Annotated in this window: 15 protein-coding genes; 6 read left to right on the top strand and 9 right to left on the bottom strand. The window is 48.0% G+C overall.

Features of this window, described 5'->3' with window-relative positions; all coding sequences use genetic code 11:
- Positions 1-10: 10 nt before the first annotated feature.
- On the bottom strand, positions 11-2,080 hold the full coding sequence (locus AC1S8V_RS05945) for an ATP-binding protein (protein WP_482072845.1): 2,070 nt from the start codon (positions 2,078-2,080) through the stop codon (positions 11-13).
- A 321-nt stretch (positions 2,081-2,401) separates the two neighbouring features.
- On the opposite strand from AC1S8V_RS05945, the gene AC1S8V_RS05940 reads away from it, so the two are divergent.
- Positions 2,402-2,692, top strand: coding sequence for a hypothetical protein (locus AC1S8V_RS05940; protein WP_482072844.1), 291 nt, complete (start codon positions 2,402-2,404; stop codon positions 2,690-2,692).
- A 52-nt stretch (positions 2,693-2,744) separates the two neighbouring features.
- Here the strand turns inward: AC1S8V_RS05940 and AC1S8V_RS05935 are convergent, their stop codons facing one another.
- A complete protein-coding gene (locus tag AC1S8V_RS05935) occupies positions 2,745-4,400 on the bottom strand; it encodes a PucR family transcriptional regulator (RefSeq protein ID WP_482072843.1) in 1,656 nt (551 codons plus the stop codon).
- Positions 4,401-4,604: 204 nt separating this feature from the next.
- On the opposite strand from AC1S8V_RS05935, the gene ald reads away from it, so the two are divergent.
- Positions 4,605-5,738, top strand: a complete 1,134-nt coding sequence (gene ald / locus AC1S8V_RS05930; RefSeq protein ID WP_482072842.1) for an alanine dehydrogenase — start codon at positions 4,605-4,607, stop codon at positions 5,736-5,738.
- Positions 5,739-5,900: 162 nt separating this feature from the next.
- Here ald and AC1S8V_RS05925 read toward each other — a convergent pair whose 3' ends face one another.
- Positions 5,901-6,818 carry a RecB family exonuclease gene (locus tag AC1S8V_RS05925; RefSeq protein ID WP_482074406.1) on the bottom strand — a complete coding sequence of 306 codons (918 nt, stop codon included), beginning with the start codon at positions 6,816-6,818 and terminating at the stop codon, positions 5,901-5,903.
- Positions 6,819-7,171: 353 nt separating this feature from the next.
- Here AC1S8V_RS05925 and AC1S8V_RS05920 point away from each other — a divergent pair, with 353 nt between their 5' ends.
- A complete protein-coding gene (locus AC1S8V_RS05920) occupies positions 7,172-7,855 on the top strand; it encodes a serine/threonine protein kinase (RefSeq protein ID WP_482072841.1) in 684 nt (227 codons plus the stop codon).
- A 244-nt stretch (positions 7,856-8,099) separates the two neighbouring features.
- Here the strand turns inward: AC1S8V_RS05920 and AC1S8V_RS05915 are convergent, their stop codons facing one another.
- Positions 8,100-8,996, bottom strand: coding sequence for a helix-turn-helix transcriptional regulator (locus AC1S8V_RS05915; protein WP_482072840.1), 897 nt, complete (start codon positions 8,994-8,996; stop codon positions 8,100-8,102).
- Between the two features lie 129 nt (positions 8,997-9,125).
- Here AC1S8V_RS05915 and AC1S8V_RS05910 point away from each other — a divergent pair, with 129 nt between their 5' ends.
- On the top strand, positions 9,126-10,013 hold the full coding sequence (locus tag AC1S8V_RS05910) for a sugar phosphate isomerase/epimerase family protein (protein WP_482072839.1): 888 nt from the start codon (positions 9,126-9,128) through the stop codon (positions 10,011-10,013).
- A gap of 135 nt (positions 10,014-10,148) precedes the next feature.
- A complete protein-coding gene (locus AC1S8V_RS05905; protein ID WP_482072838.1) occupies positions 10,149-11,210 on the top strand; it encodes a Gfo/Idh/MocA family protein in 1,062 nt (353 codons plus the stop codon).
- 155 nt (positions 11,211-11,365) lie between these two features.
- On the opposite strand, the gene AC1S8V_RS05900 is transcribed toward AC1S8V_RS05905, so the two are convergent.
- Positions 11,366-12,118 carry a hypothetical protein gene (locus AC1S8V_RS05900; RefSeq protein ID WP_482072837.1) on the bottom strand — a complete coding sequence of 251 codons (753 nt, stop codon included), beginning with the start codon at positions 12,116-12,118 and terminating at the stop codon, positions 11,366-11,368.
- A 596-nt stretch (positions 12,119-12,714) separates the two neighbouring features.
- A complete protein-coding gene (locus tag AC1S8V_RS05895; protein ID WP_482072836.1) occupies positions 12,715-14,034 on the bottom strand; it encodes a glycoside hydrolase family 125 protein in 1,320 nt (439 codons plus the stop codon).
- A gap of 157 nt (positions 14,035-14,191) precedes the next feature.
- On the opposite strand from AC1S8V_RS05895, the gene AC1S8V_RS05890 reads away from it, so the two are divergent.
- Entirely contained in the window at positions 14,192-15,253 is a 1,062-nt protein-coding gene (locus AC1S8V_RS05890) for a LacI family DNA-binding transcriptional regulator (RefSeq protein WP_482072835.1), read from the top strand.
- Between the two features lie 232 nt (positions 15,254-15,485).
- On the opposite strand, the gene AC1S8V_RS05885 is transcribed toward AC1S8V_RS05890, so the two are convergent.
- The 3 genes from AC1S8V_RS05885 to AC1S8V_RS05875 form a co-directional block, all read right to left on the bottom strand.
- The gene (locus AC1S8V_RS05885; protein ID WP_482072834.1) at positions 15,486-17,099 is read right to left on the bottom strand and encodes a hypothetical protein; all 1,614 of its coding nucleotides are present in this window, start codon (positions 17,097-17,099) and stop codon (positions 15,486-15,488) included.
- On the bottom strand, positions 17,077-17,652 hold the full coding sequence (locus tag AC1S8V_RS05880; protein ID WP_482072833.1) for an RNA polymerase sigma factor: 576 nt from the start codon (positions 17,650-17,652) through the stop codon (positions 17,077-17,079). The genes AC1S8V_RS05885 and AC1S8V_RS05880 overlap by 23 nt, the downstream gene beginning before the upstream one ends.
- A gap of 258 nt (positions 17,653-17,910) precedes the next feature.
- Positions 17,911-18,426 carry a mismatch-specific DNA-glycosylase gene (locus AC1S8V_RS05875; protein WP_482072832.1) on the bottom strand — a complete coding sequence of 172 codons (516 nt, stop codon included), beginning with the start codon at positions 18,424-18,426 and terminating at the stop codon, positions 17,911-17,913.
- Positions 18,427-18,446 lie beyond the last annotated feature (20 nt).

Raw genomic sequence — 18,446 nt, 5'->3', positions numbered from 1 at the left:
GAATAGAACCCTACAAAATCCGCGCCAAGCGAGTCAGCGCTGTTCGGAGATGGCGATAGAATGTCGCCCGACTCATCGAACATGTCTGGGCTGCGGCAGTTGGATTGCCAGCATGTGTCCAATAGGCCGCATGGAGCAGCTTCTGATCCTGCGGTGACACGCCATGCAATCTGCCTTCCAGCAAGTCCAGGATGTACAATTGTAACTGGATACCATCATTTACCCCTGCGATCCTGTTAGCATATTCATGCAATTCTCCCGGAGAACGAAGATGCCCCAACATCTTGCGAACATCCTGTTCAGTCCAGACTTCACGATCCGCCTCCGTTGTTTCTGGCTGTATTAACTCCTCTTGTGTTTCGGGATCAAGCAGGGACATGACCCAGGCTCCGAACTGCCCGCTACGCAAATCCAAATCAAGCACATCAGCCTGATCTTCGTATCTGTCACAGACACGAGTACGTGTTCCTCGCATTCGAAACCCAATGCTCTGCAAGAACAATTTCAGATGAGGGTTCGTTGCTACCAGTATCGCTCTCGCGCCATCGCCCAACAGAGATAGTCGGTCCAGTGCCATGTATCCCACCAGTTCTTCTCGTGTGTAACCAGGCACGTCGTTTCTTGCCGCAGCCAGCAATGCAAAGTGGGTATCACTCTGATCCGGGTCATTCTCAAGTTCCTGTGGAGTGAAGCATTCATGCATCTCATTCGGAAAATATTTCAAAAGCAGCTTACTACTATCCCTATGTACAAGTACGGTGATGAACATGGCGATCGTCTCCCCAAGCTTGTCACGCATCAATACGATTCCTTCGGGATAACGTTGTGCCAGTTCATCCAGGAAGGGGCCATAGGACACAGCCTGCCATGGTTCCACGCTGTACTCGCACCATTGCTTTAACAAGCTGTGCAGAGCGGGCAGATCCTCTTTTCTCATCGTTTCAAGAGGCGAGAACAAGGAATCACGAGACACGTCTGCGTACTTGCGGTATTGAAGCATCGATTCCTGACAGAGCAGCAGCATCTTCCTGGCTATTTGGCGACGCTCATGAGCCCCTGCCTGTTCATGCAACGGTTTCAGCAACTTCGCAATCTTGATACGCATCGTCTGCAACCGATGTGGCTCACGCTGGCGAAAATCCCGCAGCAGATGCACCCTGGCCATGTCATGAAGTCCAAGACCATCCGGGCCGGAACGGATAAACGACATCTGTCTGAGCATGTGGTACTCCTCTTGCGTCACAGTCATGTCCAGTACAGATGATAACAATTCCTGATTGGCTGTCTCAATCAGTGTCAGTACCTCCACCATGGGATGTAGACGGGGATTCGTCAGTTCCAATAATAATCGCGCACTGATCATGTGTGATAACTCAGCCCATTCGGCCTGAGGAAGATTCCGTCTCTGATCCGCAGCCTCCACAGCAAGGGCCAGGCCGAGCGGATGTCCATCGGTCATTCTCGTAATGGTGCCTGCCATGCCCCGATTCAGGAATCCTGCCACCGTGATATACTCCGTAATCTCATTCGCTGTAAAATGTTGAAGCCTCATCGGTACAAAGCGCTGATGCAATCGGGGATGTGTCCTCCAGGCAGATGCCAGTTCCGGGCGTGAGGCAAGAATGACAAGTATCCCTCTTAACGGAAGTTTGGATATGAAGACTTCCATGAACCAACTTTCCAGCAGAGCGAGTTCTTCATAATTATCCACCGCCAGGACCATTCGCTTCTCGATTGAAGTGTTTCTCAGCAGGCTCAGTGGTCGTGGGTATCCTTCACCATCCAGTATTTCCAGACCCAATGTAGAGGACAAATATTCCATAAAGACAGAAGGTGTCGCACCGCATGATCGGCCATCCATCCATATTGCCGTTGCACCTTGATCCCGAGATATGGATAACATCTCTGAAAGTAAGGAAGATTTACCAATGCCTCCCATGCCCGTAATTGAAAATATGGTTAATGGGGCTTCCGGATGATTAAACCACGCCTCCAGTGTCGTCAGCTCCTTGGTTCGACCAACGAAACGTTTCCCGTCCTTAACATATTTGTCGTATTGTGCCTCACTACTGTTTCCCATATATGTCCTCCGTACTAGATACTGGTACTTTTAATACACAATATATTCTCTCAAAAATGAGACTATATTGAGACGCGCAATTGCATGTGAAGTGATAGAATCTTGTTAAAAGCCAATTTAATGGAAATATTCAAAACAGCGGACATGGAAACGTATAACAAGGTATACATAAACGCCTCCGCGCTACTTCTTTCTTATCATAATGGATCATTCCGCCGATCAAGCACAGCCAACATGTACATGAGCATTTACCGATCTCGAATTCATGCTTCCCTTTCACTCCCTACTACCAGCCCGATATTCCAGGAAAGGCGGATTTGTGTGAGAATAAACCTCGATATCTGTAATCTGAGCGGACAACTCGGAATCAATCCCAAACGACTTAATGAATGGCTGCTCCAAAGCGGTATTTCAATGGCAGCCAATGAGGCAGAACCAGGAGGACGCCCCGACCGGTCAACACCCCCATATCGGCTGGCTGCTCCTTCTTCTTTATCACTGGCACCATCCTCTGGTCAAACGAAACTATATCGGGGACGCCGTTCCACTCCCACCCTGCAACACCCGCCCGCCTCGTTACAACGTACTCGGCGGATCAGCAAAAACTGCTAGACTGTGCACGAGGTAGTGTAAGCTCAATGCACAAACATCTCATATCACCCCATCAAGAGGATTGCCACTGTCCATTCTCAATCATCGCATGCGCGAGCAGCGCCATCTCCAGACAGATTCTTCTCTCCTGATTCATGTAATCAGGTCCCATCAGCTCTTCCAGCTTCTCCAGTTTGTTGTACAGCGTTTGCCGATGAACAAACAACTGGGCAGCAGCATCCCGTTTGGAACCAAAATTCTTCAGATAGGCATCCAGCGTTTCTACCAATCGCAGGTGATTCGTCTGGTCATGTTCAATCAGCACACCCAAGTGATCCTGGACAAAGGGTTGCAGGAAGGATTGGGGTAAGGCTTTTAACATTTGATATATACCCATACGTTCGTAAAAGTGAACATGTTCCATCTGATCTACCGATCTCGAAACTTCAATCACCTGATAGGCCTCCTGAAGACTCTCCGGCAGGCTGGTCAAACGGCTGCGTAACTTGCCAAATCCCGCATGGATGGTGACTTGTTTCAAGTTACGGCTGGCAAACCGGTTCACATCCAGCGCGATTCCTTCCAGCAAGCGCAGCAGTTGATGACGCGCATTAGCAGTTATTGCTTCCTTCGCACAGCACAGATACACCTGATTGTTCTTCAGCATGATCAGGCTGGGCAGATTATTCTTCTTGAGCAAAGATCGAAGCAGGACAAGAATATCCTGATGATTGGCTTCCATCCGCTCCCGGCCTGTACCCTTCAACCGATGCTCAACCTCTATAACCCCTCCAGCAAACCAATAATGTCCCTTAACCAGCAAACGAAGTCCCATTCGGGTCTGAGCTTGCTCCTCCTGATGGATGTTGCCATTCATTAGATCCTGGATCAGCTCGTTCTGATTGCGGACCATCTTCTCTTCAAGGAACTGGGAACGAAGCGTGAGTGCTGCCGCTGCCTTCGCTGTATAATCGAGCAGCAGCTTGAGGTACTCCACGGGAGCAGACGGATGCACGATCATGCCTACAGCGGAGAACACTTGGCCGAAACAGACGACCGGATGACACAGCAGAGCCTTCTCTTCGTTCATGTGGAACCATAATTCGGTATCTGAATCATTCAAATCCAGATGTTCTACCTCCTGCTCATACCAGGTATAGATGGCCTGTTCCATCTCCGGGGCAAGTTCGGGCACAAAACTGCCCGGCTCCATGGACGAAATGTACACCACCGGTTTTGCAGCGTACTCATGCAGCAGGTTCAGCACAGCAGACATATCCGTACTCTGTAATGTTCGCTGCTGAAGCTGCCGGGAGTAAGCTTCCAGACTTTTCAGCAGTTGATGCTGATGATTAATAAGCAGAGAGTGAATATCCTGTGTGATCTCGACAAAACGGACCGGTTGTTCAAATACGATCAGCGGAAACTGGTGTCTATCCGCCAGTTCAATCAGTTCTTCGGGAATTCCGTAGATGCTGGTACCAAACTCCACACACAGCCCCGCGGCCTCACTGCCAATGAGCTGGAGCAGATACTCTTCACGCCCTTCTTCCGATTGAAGCCACAGTCCGGTGGATAAAATAAGATCATGAGGGCTTACAAATGGAGATACATTTGTAATCTCCAACACATGAACCCAGCCAACCTGCCGGTTCACTCCATCCTTCCCTGCCGCAATTCTTGCTCGGCTAAATACCGGACGTGCCAGGATATCTCTGATGGTAAACACGCGATCATTTTGCAATGGCGATCCCTCTTCGTGTTATTTTTTCTTACATTATAATCCATGCACAGATGTCCTGAACAGTCTTTTTCGACAATATGTTGAGTTGGTTTCCCAAAAATTAGACATCAGGTAAGGTGCAAAACGATTATCCAGGTCATAAACTTGTAGCATAAGCTAACAACCAATAAATGGACGAGGTGCATGGCGATGAGAATCGGAATTCCCAAAGAAATCAAAAATAATGAGAATCGTGTAGCAATGACTCCTGCCGGGGCAGCAGATTTCATCAGAGCTGGCCACCAGGTGATGATTGAACAAGGCGCAGGCATCGGCAGTGGATTCACAGATCATGAATATCAGGCCGCAGGTGCTGAGATTCAGAATGATGCCAAGTCCGTTTGGACAGAGTCCGAAATGATCATCAAAGTCAAAGAACCGCTTGCCAGTGAATACGAATATTTTCGTCCGGGGCTGATCCTGTTCACCTACCTGCACCTCGCCGCGGAACCGGAACTTGCAAAAGCACTTATTGAAAGCCGGGTTACGGCCATTGCATATGAGACGCTGGAGGTCAACAGTACTCTGCCCCTGCTAACACCTATGAGTGAAGTTGCAGGCCGCATGGCCGCCCAGATCGGAGCACAGCTATTGGAGAAGACGGAAGGTGGCAAGGGCATCCTGTTGTCCGGTGTACCGGGTGTCAGTCGAGGGAAAGTCGTCATTATTGGTGGCGGTACGGTGGGAACGAATGCAGCCAAAATTGCTATTGGTCTTGGCGCCGATGTGACCATCCTTGATCTGAATCTGAATCGTCTGCGCCAGTTAGATGATATCTTCGGCAATCAGATCCACACGCTGGTATCCAGCCCGTCCAACATTGCAGCAGCCGTTGCGGCGGCAGATCTGTTGATCTGTGCGGTGCTGATTCCAGGCGCCAAGGCGCCAACCCTTGTCAGCGAGCAGGTGGTGAAGACCATGGCACCAGGTTCGGTCATTGTGGATGTGGCGATTGATCAGGGCGGGATCGTTGAGACCATTGATCATATCACGACCCACGATGAACCGACCTATGTGAAACATGGCGTCGTGCATTACGCGGTGGCGAACATGCCGGGCGCCGTGCCGCGTACGTCCACGGTGGCGCTGACCAACGCCACCATGCCTTATGCGCTGCAGCTGGCGAACCACGGTGCAGCAGCCGCAATTCGCGGCAGTTCGTCCATTCGCAGCGCGGTCAACGTGCTGAATGGACACATCACGTATGAGGCGGTTGCCCGGGACCTCGGGCATGCCTATGTTCCTGCGGGACAGGCGCTGGAGAATACCGCCGCTGTCCAGTGATCTTGATATGATCGTTCCACCCGGCGCCTTGTCGCCAGGCCTGTGGAACGCAATAGAAGCGCAAGTCGGGGAGATGATGTTCCCGGCTTGCGCTTCTTTGTTTTTTTCACATATGAAATAGCTCGTTGGTATAAGGCCTGATGTTCCTCCGAAGTTGGCAATTTAGACCGCACGTTCGCTGCACACTTCGCGGAAGTTACAGTCCCGGCAGGACCGGAGCGAAGGCATTGCCGTGAAGTAGGTGACGTCCTTGGGACGGTTGTAATACTCATCCTCCACACAGGATCGCATCTCCTCGATATAACGGCCCACGTTCTCCTCTACCTTCCGAATATCCTCTTCCGTTGCGGTAAACTCTCGGTGCTTTCCGGTTAACAGGTACTCCACTCGCAGCTCAATCTGCTCCAAAGGAATTCGGTAGTGCTCTCTCACATAGGCTGCGTACAGCATTAACTGATCCGAGAAGTCATCTTCCTTGCCCGTCTTCCAGTCCACAATGACAATGTTGCCGTTACTGCGCCGATACAATAAGTCCATCTTCACATACACACGTGTATCGTGCAGCATCATGGTATCCCATTTCTCAATCTCCAGAATGTCCGTACTTGCCCGGGACAAGTCCTCCCACGTAAGCGTCTGGTACAGGTTGCTGACACAGGCCGAAGCACGTTCCTTAATCGTGGCAATCCGGTCATTCAACGTATCATCCCCGTAATAAATCTCGGACAGCATCGTGCGATTCTTGGGATTCAGCCGCCACTGATCCGAGTCCATTGATTCCACATACGCCTGATTCAGCAGCTTGCGTATCGTCTGTTCCAGAAAGTGTTCACGCGGTTTATCTTTGCCCTCTTCCCTGCTGCGTACTGCCGACTCACACATCCGATGTGCGAGGTCCCCGAAGACAAGATACAGATTGCTGAGTTGCTTCAAACGGTACAGACGAACCTGCATCTCATCAGCAGAGTCTGTCTTCCAGCCGTTATGGGCACCGTAATAATGATAATAATATTTGCGCAGGCACTCATCGAACATACTCGCCCGCGACTGCGAATAAGACCACTGCGGGTATTGTGCCATAAGAACTTCTGCCTTTCTGTATGCCGGATCTGCATGAAATCCCTTAATGCTCACAGTATATAGCCAGGGCAACCTCGCCGCAAGCATGCTTCCGTTATTTTCTTCTGACGCAACCGTTTCCGATTCGATCCGTATCGTTTATATAGTAACATCACCAAAAGATGAAATTGCGGAGCAGAACGCATAATATACTTCATAGAGGACAATGAATCCGGGATGCTGGTATGTGCCCAGGGCGGGCCCGGCTCTAACGAATCACGCACACAAACGTGAAATAAGACGTACTCGGTTCGTTAGAAAATGATTTTATGTGAAAAAATTGTACAGGCATATCCTAAAAGGAGGCACCACCCATGAATCGACCGGATTGGTTCCAGGCGGAAGAAGCATTACAACAGATCCAAGTCATCGGAAGCGACCGGAATGAGCTCGTAAACATCATCGGCGATGTAGAAGGTTTAAATTGCATTGGCACAGGTACGGATGCGGCTGTATTTACGTATGACGGCTTGCCGCAGTATGCCTTCAAGATGTACTCGGATCATGCCTTGGACAAACTCGAAAATGAAAAACAGGTATACGAGCATCTCAAAGGCCTGCCATACTTCCCTACCTATTACGGCAGCGGCCGGAACGTGCTCGTGATCAGTTTTGAACCCGGGGATACGCTGCTGGAATGTTTGGAAAAAGGAATCCCCGTCCCCGAGCAGGTGATGCTCGATGTGGACGCAGCGCGAGAAGCCGTTCGCAGCCGTGGGCTGAACCCCCGCGACATTCATCTGAAAAATGTAATTCTCCAGAACGGACGCGGGAAAGTGATTGACGTATCCGAGTATATTCAGGACGGCAATGACAATCGCTGGGAGCATCTTGTCTGGGCTTATCACAATATCTATCCACGGATCAAAGGAACGCCCATATCTCCACGCATGCTGCAAACGATCAAATGGGGATACAATCAGTTCGATCATGCCAATGTCAAAATGGACGACCTCGCCAAGAAAGCCAATCGTCTGTTCTCCAGATTTATGAAATAAGCACGTTGTACACATAGATGATTGTCTTCATAATATTGAATCAAAACCACCCGGATAACAGCCTTAAAGAGGCCTTTATCCGGGTTATTCTTCATAGATGTGCGTATGCGTATGATGATTGTTACGGTAATCACTGCTGTGTGCTCTGCTTCTGCTTCTGCTCACAATTGCGACTGCGAGTTGCATATGACTACAACCTTCGTTATGGACATTTTATTCGAGACTACTGCTAAACTGGTCGTGCTCAACCTTCTTTTCTCCCCCGACCCTGCGAGGGGGTCATGCCTTTGTATTGTTTATATAACTTCGTAAAATAGTTGGCGTTGTCGCAGCCGACTCTGGCGGCGATCTCTGTAATGGTCAGACTACTGCCTTGCAGCAGTTGCTCTGCCTCACTCATCCTGCACCCGTTCACGTATTCCACAAAGGTACGTCCGGTCAGCTTTTTGAACATTTTGCAGAAGTGATACGCATTCAGTCCCACATGACTTGCCGCTTCCGTAACAGACATCTTACCTGTAGGGTCTGCTTCAATCTGTGCAATCAACTGCTTGAAGCGTTCGCGATTAGGAAAATACGATCCGACCGATCTATCCGGCAGCTGCTGTGGCATAAAGGTACGCGCAAGCAGGGTGAACAAAGCATGCAGCTTGGACTTCACCACGAGCTGATAAGCCGGGGGCTGTAACGCCATTTCCTCCACAGCTTCATTCAGCAAAGAATAATAGCCTGTGCAGGCTGTGTTTTCCTCTGCCGGTTTGACCGGGAATCTCACTTTTCCTTCCAAATAGGGCGCGACATATTGCTCATGCACAGGATCATGGGTGAAATCATGGAACAGTGCACGGTTGACTACAACGGAATCATAATGCACATCCCCCTCAGCCAGAGCATACCCGACATGCAATGTACCTCCAGGAATGATGATGACCTCACCTGCTCGAACCACATAAGGTTTGCTATCAATATGAAACAGCGCACTTCCCTTGCGCATGATAATCAGTTCAAAATGTTCATGCCAATGCAAATACAGAATACATTCTTCAGCTTTCATATCTGAACACCGATTTTGGAACAGCTGAAATGGATGTGATTTATGATCAATTCGGGTATTTTCGTGAAGCGCTTTCAGATCCAGCACGACTTCTTCCCCCTCTTCACAAGATCCGACTATTATTACACAAGATTGTTTAGAGCCATCCCGTTAATCCACGGCTATAATGAGTGTGTCACGAAGTACTATAAGCCAATATTGGAGTGAAATACAACCATGAATAAATCATTACGCATCGGTACCCTTGTAGGCGGGCAGGACGCCGTCCGCGTTATCCCGCAGATCATGCAACACGGCTTCGAATCATTTAACCTGACCTTCTGGCAAACAACTGGCGAGCTGGACTTGGCAGAGACAGCCAAACGTGTCCGTGAAATCGTGGACGAACAAGGCATTGTCATCTCCGCGGTGAGTGTATTTGGTAACCCGCTCACCGGAGCCGGAGACAACGCCGATACACTGGCAAGCTGGGAGCGAGTTATCGATCATGCACAGCTCTTCGGTGCAGATATCGTCTCCGGGTTCACCGGACGTCTGACCGATCAACCCATTAACGAGTCCATCCCCCGGTTCAAGGAAGTATTTGGTGAACTGGCACGCCGGGCAGCAGACCGGGGTGTACGGATTGCTTTTGAAAACTGTGATATGGATGGCACCTGGCAGACAGGCGACTGGAACATTGCCCATAATCCGACGGCCTGGGAGATGATGTTCGATGCTGTTCCAGATGACAATGTTGGCCTGGAGTGGGAGCCTTGCCATCAAATGTCCAGCCTGATCGATCCTATTCCACAGCTACGCAAATGGGCTCACAAAGTCTTCCACGTACATGGCAAGGATGCCACGATTGCCTGGGATATTGTCAAGGAATATGGCGTGCATGGCCCACGAGAATTTGTCTGGCACCGCACCCCGGGCTTCGGAGATAACAACTGGGCAGACATTATCACCATTCTGCGCCAGAACGGTTATCAGGGCACGATTGATATTGAAGGCTGGCATGATCCCGTCTACAAAGACGAACTCGAAATGACCGGACAGGTGCATGCATTGCGATATTTGAAACAATGTCGCGGCGGCGATTTTGTGCCCAATCCGGTATAGAAAATCAACCTCCACTGAAACTTAACCTAAGTTACTAATGTCCTAAAATTGGATAAAATATTAATTTAATCCACTTTTCATTTCTCGAAAACAATGCGAGCTGCAAACCACAATCCATACGAAGGAGATGAGAGGATGAGTCATCCTTATCAGGTAATTATCGCTGGCTGCGGTGCCATGGCGAACACATGGGCCGACTACGCCTTGCAAAGACCGGATACAGAAATCGTCGGGTTAGTCGATCTATATGAGCAGACAGCTACCGCTTTTGCCGCACGCCATGGCCTCAACTGCCCCACGTTCACCGATATCCGTGAGGCCATTCAAGCGACTGGTGCAAATATCGTATTCGATGTCACGATTCCGGCGAGTCATTACGGCATTGCTATGACAGCGCTGAAGGAAGGATGTCATGTATTTGGCGAAAAACCACTGGCAGAGTCCTTCTCCGACTGCACAGATATTGTGCAAACTGCTCGCAGTACAGGACACATTCAAGCCGTCATGCAGAACCGTCGGTTCGATCCGCGTATCCGCGCCTACCAGCACCTCATTTCCGGCGGAGCTATAGGGCAGGTAGGTTACGCAGGAGCCGACTTCTTCCTCGGGCCACACTTCGGCGGATTCCGGGATCTGATGGATAGCCCGCTGCTGCTCGATATGGCGATACATACATTTGATCAGGCACGATATATTCTCGGAGCCAACCCGGTATCGGTATACTGCCATGAGTTCAATCCTCCAGGTTCCTGGTATCAGGGCAATGCGATGGCGTTATGTATATTTGAGATGTCTGACGGGTCCGTATTCAACTATCGCGGATCCTGGTGCGCAGAAGGTGTACCCACATCATGGGAAGCAAGCTGGCGCGTAGTCGGTGAAAAAGGAACCGCCATCTGGGATGGTCATGATGACATCTATGCTGAGGTAGTTACTGCGCAAAGCCTGGATGCTGACGGCAAACCATCCTTTTTCCAGCCAAGTGAGCGGATTGAAGCGGAACTGCCTGTCATGGACAAAACAGGACATCACGGCTGTCTCGAAGACATGTTCGCTGCACTGGAATCCGGACGACTACCCGAAACCAATTGCAGTGATAACCAGTTCAGTATGGCTATGGTCCTTGCATCCTTGGAAAGCGCACGCACAGGCCAGAAAGTAATCATCGCCGATCTGCTGAGAACGGGGAATGTGTAAAAATACTATGCCCCTCCATCACATTATGAGTGCATATTACAATTAAGAAACGAAGAGGGTTCATCACCAGTCAAACCCACCCGTTAACTTTACATAGCAATAAAAGAATCCCTTGCCAGCAAATAGCTAGCAAGGGATTCTTGAGGTTAACTCAATTAGTATTTCACATCTACTGGATATTCGATAACAATTGGCTTTTTAGTACCATTTAAATAGGTGTAACCAGCATTTTCAGCCACTCTTCCTTGGAATACTGTTCCAACATATTCATCATAGTAATCATATTTTACTACTACAATATTATATTGATCGTAGTTCATAGCTGCATAATAGTTTCTTGTATTGAACGCAGAACTTTCAGGGGGGCCAGAGTATACCTCAGTAGTACCCCATTCTTTAGAAATTGTACCGCTTACCTCGCCTGTCAGACTCTGATTGACTACGTATTTAATGCCTATATCAGCTTTTGCAGAAAACTTCACCGTACCACTTACAGATGATTTAGAAGTCTTTGATGAAGTTTTACCCTTTGGGACACTTATCAAAAGAGTTTGTTGTTCAATGGGCCCTACAGAGTAACCAGTAATTACGGATTTACTTACAGAATAACCTGATTTCACATAAATACGACGATCACCTGCTTGTGGTGTGATCTCACTATTGTTTTTTCTTACAAGCTTAGGATCAACAAATTCATATGTAGCATTCGGGTTGCCAGGCGTCTCATACTTCTTATTACCATCCAAGTCTTGACTAACTATAAATTCAGTACTCGGGGTCGTCACATCAACTATCGGATTAGGGTTTAATTGAATCTCATTGCCAAACTCACTTTCTGCAGAAGCCGCAGGTACTAGAATAGTTAAAGCTGTGGATAAAGATAATAACACCGATGTAATTTTTTTCAATTTAAATCCTTATTTCCCATGTATTTTTTTGGTATACAACACTAATATACGACAAAAAACTTATTTATCCTTCTTTATTTTTACAAAAAAAATAAATAAATGTATAATAAACCTATAACTACAAAGGAGTGATACATATGTTTAAGGATTCGAAGCTAATTGTCCCCTCATTAATCATTGGCGTTTCATTGATTCTAAGCAGCTTCGTTAACAGCTATTTTACCTCTGAACAGAAATCAGAAAATCTACCGACAATTCAAACTTCAGTAAATTCCACTATGTTAACGAAATAAGATGCGGCTGAATATTTACGGCTCTCTGTATCTGAGTTGGATGATATCATAAATAAAGATATTGATCGGAAACAGAATACATCATCAGTTTATGACACATATCAGTTTATACCTTATGCTAATTTGAACGGTAAACTCATTTTCACTAAGACTAACTTAGATCAGTGGATCGATTACAACACAGGTAAAAAATAAATGAAGCCCGCACTGCAGTCTTCCTGCAACGCGGGCTTCATTTGCACTATCCCTATATATAAACTGACACACAAGAAAACGGAGAGTACAATCTCATTTTACATCATTTTATAAAATTCCTTTTTTCATTGCCTTATACACCAACTGCGAGAACAGACTGTTGGACCAGGCAAACCACGGTCTTGTGAACGTGTTGGGATCATCGGCGTGGAAACCCTCATGCATATATCCCGTATCCGCATCCGTGTTCTCCAGCAATTCAATCATGGCCAGCATTTCCTCGTCATTGTCTGCGGTCAGACCCTGCATGGATAGCGCCATGTGCCATATGTATCCCGGAGGGGTATGGGGGCTACCAATGCCTTTGGCTACCTGCCCTTCATAGTAGAACGGATTCTCCTTGCTCAAAATGAATCGGCGTGTGTTCTGATACACCATGTCTTCGATCGAAGCATACCCCATATACGGGATGGACATCAGCCCAGGCGTGCCCGCATCATCCATCAGACAAAAGTTGCCGTAACCGTCCGTCTCATAGGCGTAGATCTGTCCATACTCTGGATGACGATAAGTACCGTACAGGGAAATGCCATGTCGTATGTCTTCTTCCAATCGAGCCATCCGGCTCACCAGTTGTTCATCCCGGAACACCCACTTCGCGATCTCCCCCATCTGGCGCAAGGTTACCGCAGCGAACATGTTCGCCGGAATATTATAATGAAAATCACAGGCATCATCACTCGGACGAAAACCGGACCAGATCATCCCCGTGTAATTCACAGGCATACCCAACCCCTCATTACGCAGCGTATCATGGGCTGGACAATTACGACGCATGAACCGGTAAGGTGAACGCTCTGTGTGATGCTGCTCTGTCTCCCATAGTTGTACGATATTCTCCATCACCCTCTTGAAGCGCTCGTCAAATATATCCGTCAGTTCCGTCTCCCGCCAATATGTATAAGCCAGCTTCATGGAGAAACAAAGGGAATCCAGCTCAAACTTCCGTTCCCACACCCACGGTGACATCTCCGTCTCATCATTGGCATCCCAATGCCATCCATTCGCCGTTTCATTGAATGCATTGGCATAGATATCCATAACAGCGTAGAACGTATGCCGTTTGATCAGCCCTCCGATAATACGCTGCAACTTCTCGTCATCCTTCGCAAGCGGAACATAGTGCATAACCTGCTCTACCGAATCTCTTAACCACATCGCGGGAATATCCCCTGTAATCACAAAGGTTGTCCCATCATCGAGTAGCTTCGTGGTCGTTTCCAGCGTATTGGGAAAACAATTTCGAAACTGCGCCAGTAATCTCGGTCGATGTTGCAAACGCTCGTCCGCCTCAGTCAGAATATCCTGCACAGCTTGTGGCAATTCCAGATGCGGCATAGGGATTTTCGGTAATCTGAACTGTTCCATGGATGTCGTCTCCTTTGATTTGAAGTTTAGCAAATTGGTTTAGATTGACCCTAACACTCTTACACTATTGTTATTTTTGTTATGATAAATTATAATAACATTATTATTTGTAAGTGTACTGTGTCAGAAGATGATCGTCAAATGAAGGAGTAATGATATGTCACGCAAAGTATCCATTCAGACGCTGGCTGACCAGCTCGGATTATCCAAATATGCTGTCTCCCGTGCACTCAGCGGCAAGACGGGCGTCAGTGAAGCGACACGTGCACGAGTTCTGGAACTCGCTCGGGCACTGGGGTATCGCCAAAGCACTCCGGGTGCTAACAATATTCCTGCTGCTGCAAACCATGTGGATCCGTCCGATCCCCCGTTCGTTCTCATATGCATGAATCAACTCAACCGCGGTGAACCCCACTACTGGCAACGTGTTCTGTCAGGCATGATCTCCGCCTGTAATGAGCGTGGCTGGCATCATGCCATTGTATCTCCCTCACTCGGAGTGACGGATGAGAACACCTCTCCCGAAAAAGCCATTGCTCCTCACTTGGATTGGGAACGTTGTGCGGGGATTATTGTCATGGGGGCTTTTCCTCATACGGTTCTGCAACGACTCTCTCAGACCGGCCGTCCTATTATTCTGGTAGATCATCAGGAGCCCCTACTGAATTGTGATACGATCAGCCATGATAATCTGGAAGCTGGCATCACCGTGGCGAGATATTTAATGTCCATGAATTGCCGACGGATCGGCCTCATCACAGATGATGGTCGTGCTGCGAGCTTCGCGCAGCGGAAGATTGGCATTGAACTGGCTCTGAATCATTTCCATGTGGACACCAGTCATACTACCAGTTTCAGAGAATGGAACATTCCGTATGAGAACGGCGAATGGGTTAACCAATTGGCAACCACCATTCAAAACATGCCAGATGACAAACGTCCCGATGCCTGGATTGGTGTTAATGATGATATTGCTTTGCAATGGATGCACAAATTACAGGAGATGGGCATCTCCACGCCTAAAGATTGCCTTGTCATCGGTATCGACAATGTACATTCTGCCGTTACGTCCTCCCCGCCTCTGACCACGGTTAACCTGTGCAAAGAGGAACTTGGACAGCGTGCGGTTGAAGCTTTACAACGCCGGATCGAACGCCCGGGGACACCGAAAGAGACGGTTATGTTATCGACCACGTTGATTCCAAGGGAATCGGCATAATTCGGAAAGGGTAACTGCTCTTTTCTGAAGATGGATTCGTTAGGTACTTGCTGTCCCGTAAGTCTGGTGCATACGAAAGAGGCCCCGCATACCACTTATGCAGGGCCTTTTCGTATATTAGGCTTATATACTTATATGTCTATACATCCACACTTAAATCTGTTGATCCATCCACCCTTATATCTTCCATTCGAAGCTTCATTTACTTCATGTCTGAGAATTGTACTAGTGGTTATTTCAGCCAAGGCAGGCTATTGTACGACGGAAGATCCACTTCCCAATTCACATCAAGGAACTCTTTATCGACCACCTCACGTTTTAAGGTGAATTTTGTACCTTTTTCTTCGTTAAAACCACGAATCTTCAATTGCAGATCATCTTCAACGTATTCACCATTATTATTAGGCTGATCCGGATAACCGATCACTTCAACAGGATACTCTTTTCCATCCGAATCTACTGCAACCCAGCGATCACCCATGAAAGCATTTCGGAACGTCCCTCTTCCCTTTAGAACTAGTGAATACCCTTTCTTTACATCAACCTTCGGAGGATCATACGATTCCATCACTGGCTCGTAATCAAAATCATAAAATAATATTTCATCTCCAAGCTGTTCAAAATGTACAAAAGTATAAAAATTAGCGTCCTTACGCATCTTACTCAGATCAACTTCCACTGATTTCTCTTCCTTTACCGGGAGGGTGTAACCATCCAGAACAAAGCGAATGTTCTTCGCATCTACCGTAACAAATGCAGGGTCCCATGTCTCCGACAACTTCAACGGCCCACCATTCATTAAGTCACTCAGATCTTGGAGCCGAAACTTGGCTTGACGGGAATCTGGTCTTATCCCATTGAAAATTCGGTATTCATTTGTTTCAGGGATTTCAAGATGGTAGATGATGCTCATATAGTTCGCCCAATCCTCATTAACTTTGGCACGAAGTTCATCATCCAGACTCACATTCAGGTCAAGCCGGGTTCCGTTTGGCGTGCGTACAAGCTGTGTCATATCAAGCTTCAATCCTTCTGGCGTCGTATATGTGTTATCCATAGAATTTTCAACAGCCAATGATTTGGCTTTGGTCATATCGATATTGAATTGGAAGCTCCAATCCACCGTAACATCTCTATCTTCGTAGGATTTCTTCTCGTAATCATAATATCTGCCCAAATTCAAATTACGCAGTTCACCCCGCACGACCACCTGATCCGGAATTTCATCATGAAACTGGAATAACAATCGTTCAGATACGGAACCCTTAGTTCTGGTATCTCTTGCAAGAGTAGCAACCTGTCGCCCCTCTTCATCCGTAACATGAATTCTCCCCATCTCAGACAGCAACCGTGATAACCCTAATCCATCAGGTGTTGTTTGTTGCATGGTCATTACCATATGAGATCGGTCTACAAGCACGTCTTCAATTTTAAGCGTGTAGCCCTGGTCATTGATATTAATATCCGGATTAACCACAAGTCCGAGAGGTTTAAGACGTTTGTAATCATCTGCAAAATAGGAATATTTCAATTCTTCCGGCACAGGCATGTTCGGTAGCGGGGGGCGATCCACAGCGCTCACTGAGGGGGAGGGCGGCTCTGCTGTTCGATCAAAAGCAAACCAACCCCCTCCGGCAAGGATCACCACTGCCGCTGCGGCGATTCCAGTCCGGCGCATCCAATGCGCTCTCATGGATTTTTTTACGAATGAATGCTCATCTTCTCCACTTTCCAATGACACCCCATCCAGCTTCTGCATCACCTTAAGCGTAAAATCCGCATCCGGCTCCTCACGGTACAAGTGCTCCTCCCATAACCGATCCTCATCCCTTGAAATAGGCTTCATACGTAGCTAAACCTCCTTTGCGTTCCATTTGCTTCCTCAGTGTTTTTTTCCCGCGATAAAGGGCGTTTCGCACTTTTGTTGAACTCATGCCTGTAATGTCTGCAATCTCTTCATAGCTCAACTCGTTTGTGTATTTCAGTAATAACACCAGGCGATACGATTCAGGTAACTGTTCAAGCTCACGGTATATTTCACGCTGCATCTCTTTATGCAGCACACGCTTTTCCGGTGTTTCATTACTGACAGGTTCGATCCCCTGATCGACCGCAGTCATCACGGGTTTCTTTTCCCGTATAAAATCCCGCATCCGATTCACCGCAATGGTGTACACCCACGACGAGAAACGACTCCCCTCCCGCCGCGACGGGAGATAGCGATAAATACGAATAAACGTATCCTGAGCGAGATCTTGTGCATCTGGATGACTCGCACCCATTCCCCGCATGATGCCGTAGACTTTATTTTTATATCGATCCACAAGCACGGAGAACAACTGCTTATCCCCAGCAACAATGCGCTGAATAAGCTCCTCCTCCGGTATCTGTTGAGTCATGTAATCCCCCTTCTCTACAGCTTCCATGCATGGTTCTGTACTATATAGACGGAAGCCGTTCCCGAAACCTCTCACTTTATCCAAAAAAAAGAATTCGCCCTTATCGGCGAAGCCGACTGGGTGAACTCTGCGTACCTACATTCTGTGATCGCTGTTGCATATTCTCTACAGGTTTCGTGGGGAATTTTCTGGCAACCCGAATCACACATTCCGTTGTAACCTCTTCCTGCTATCTTTCTCTCCTGTCCTACTTGCCTCTTAATCTTCCCTGTTCTTCTCTGCAACAAAATCAGCAAGCTGGGAATAGATCGCCACAATCTCATCCATTGACATGCGCACGAGTCCACTGGACGACGGAGCGACGAACTCCTGAATCTCCTTGACGACCGGGTCGTCCTGGAATCCCCACTGCACTTTGGCGCGCTTGCTGTACTGGGTATATACGCCTTTTCCGACAAAACAGGCGATGTCCGGTCGGTAGTCCTCCAGCTTTTGCCGTAAAATCTGGCGTCCTTCTGCATACTCTTCCTTCGTAATATCTTCCACACCTCTGGTGGGACGGGCCACGATATTCGTGAATCCATATCCCAGCTTCAGCAACTCTCCATCCTCCTGTGCATCATATAAACGCGGGGTTAATCCAGACCGTTCAAGGATGCGCCAGAACCGGTTTCCTTTGTAAGCATAATGATGACCCGTCTCTCCAGACGTAATGCTCGGATTGAAGCCGATAAACAATATCGATAAACCAACATCCAGATGATCTGGAATCATGATGCAACACCTCCTGATGT

The organism is Paenibacillus sp. B46(2026), assembly GCF_056786355.1.
The sequence above is the reverse complement of the archived record's forward strand: the minus strand, read 5'-3'. Positions and strand labels throughout refer to the sequence as shown.

Coding starts and splice junctions, on each gene's coding strand:
- ald (WP_482072842.1), top strand. CDS start 4,605: ATGAGAATCGGAATTCCCAAAGAAATCAAAAATAATGAGAATCGTGTA.
- AC1S8V_RS05920 (WP_482072841.1), top strand. CDS start 7,172: ATGAATCGACCGGATTGGTTCCAGGCGGAAGAAGCATTACAACAGATC.
- AC1S8V_RS05910 (WP_482072839.1), top strand. CDS start 9,126: ATGAATAAATCATTACGCATCGGTACCCTTGTAGGCGGGCAGGACGCC.
- AC1S8V_RS05895 (WP_482072836.1), bottom strand. CDS start 14,034: ATGGAACAGTTCAGATTACCGAAAATCCCTATGCCGCATCTGGAATTG.
- AC1S8V_RS05880 (WP_482072833.1), bottom strand. CDS start 17,652: ATGACTCAACAGATACCGGAGGAGGAGCTTATTCAGCGCATTGTTGCT.
- AC1S8V_RS05945 (WP_482072845.1), bottom strand. CDS start 2,080: ATGGGAAACAGTAGTGAGGCACAATACGACAAATATGTTAAGGACGGG.
- AC1S8V_RS05905 (WP_482072838.1), top strand. CDS start 10,149: ATGAGTCATCCTTATCAGGTAATTATCGCTGGCTGCGGTGCCATGGCG.
- AC1S8V_RS05925 (WP_482074406.1), bottom strand. CDS start 6,818: ATGGCACAATACCCGCAGTGGTCTTATTCGCAGTCGCGGGCGAGTATG.
- AC1S8V_RS05890 (WP_482072835.1), top strand. CDS start 14,192: ATGTCACGCAAAGTATCCATTCAGACGCTGGCTGACCAGCTCGGATTA.
- AC1S8V_RS05885 (WP_482072834.1), bottom strand. CDS start 17,099: ATGAAGCCTATTTCAAGGGATGAGGATCGGTTATGGGAGGAGCACTTG.
- AC1S8V_RS05875 (WP_482072832.1), bottom strand. CDS start 18,426: ATGATTCCAGATCATCTGGATGTTGGTTTATCGATATTGTTTATCGGC.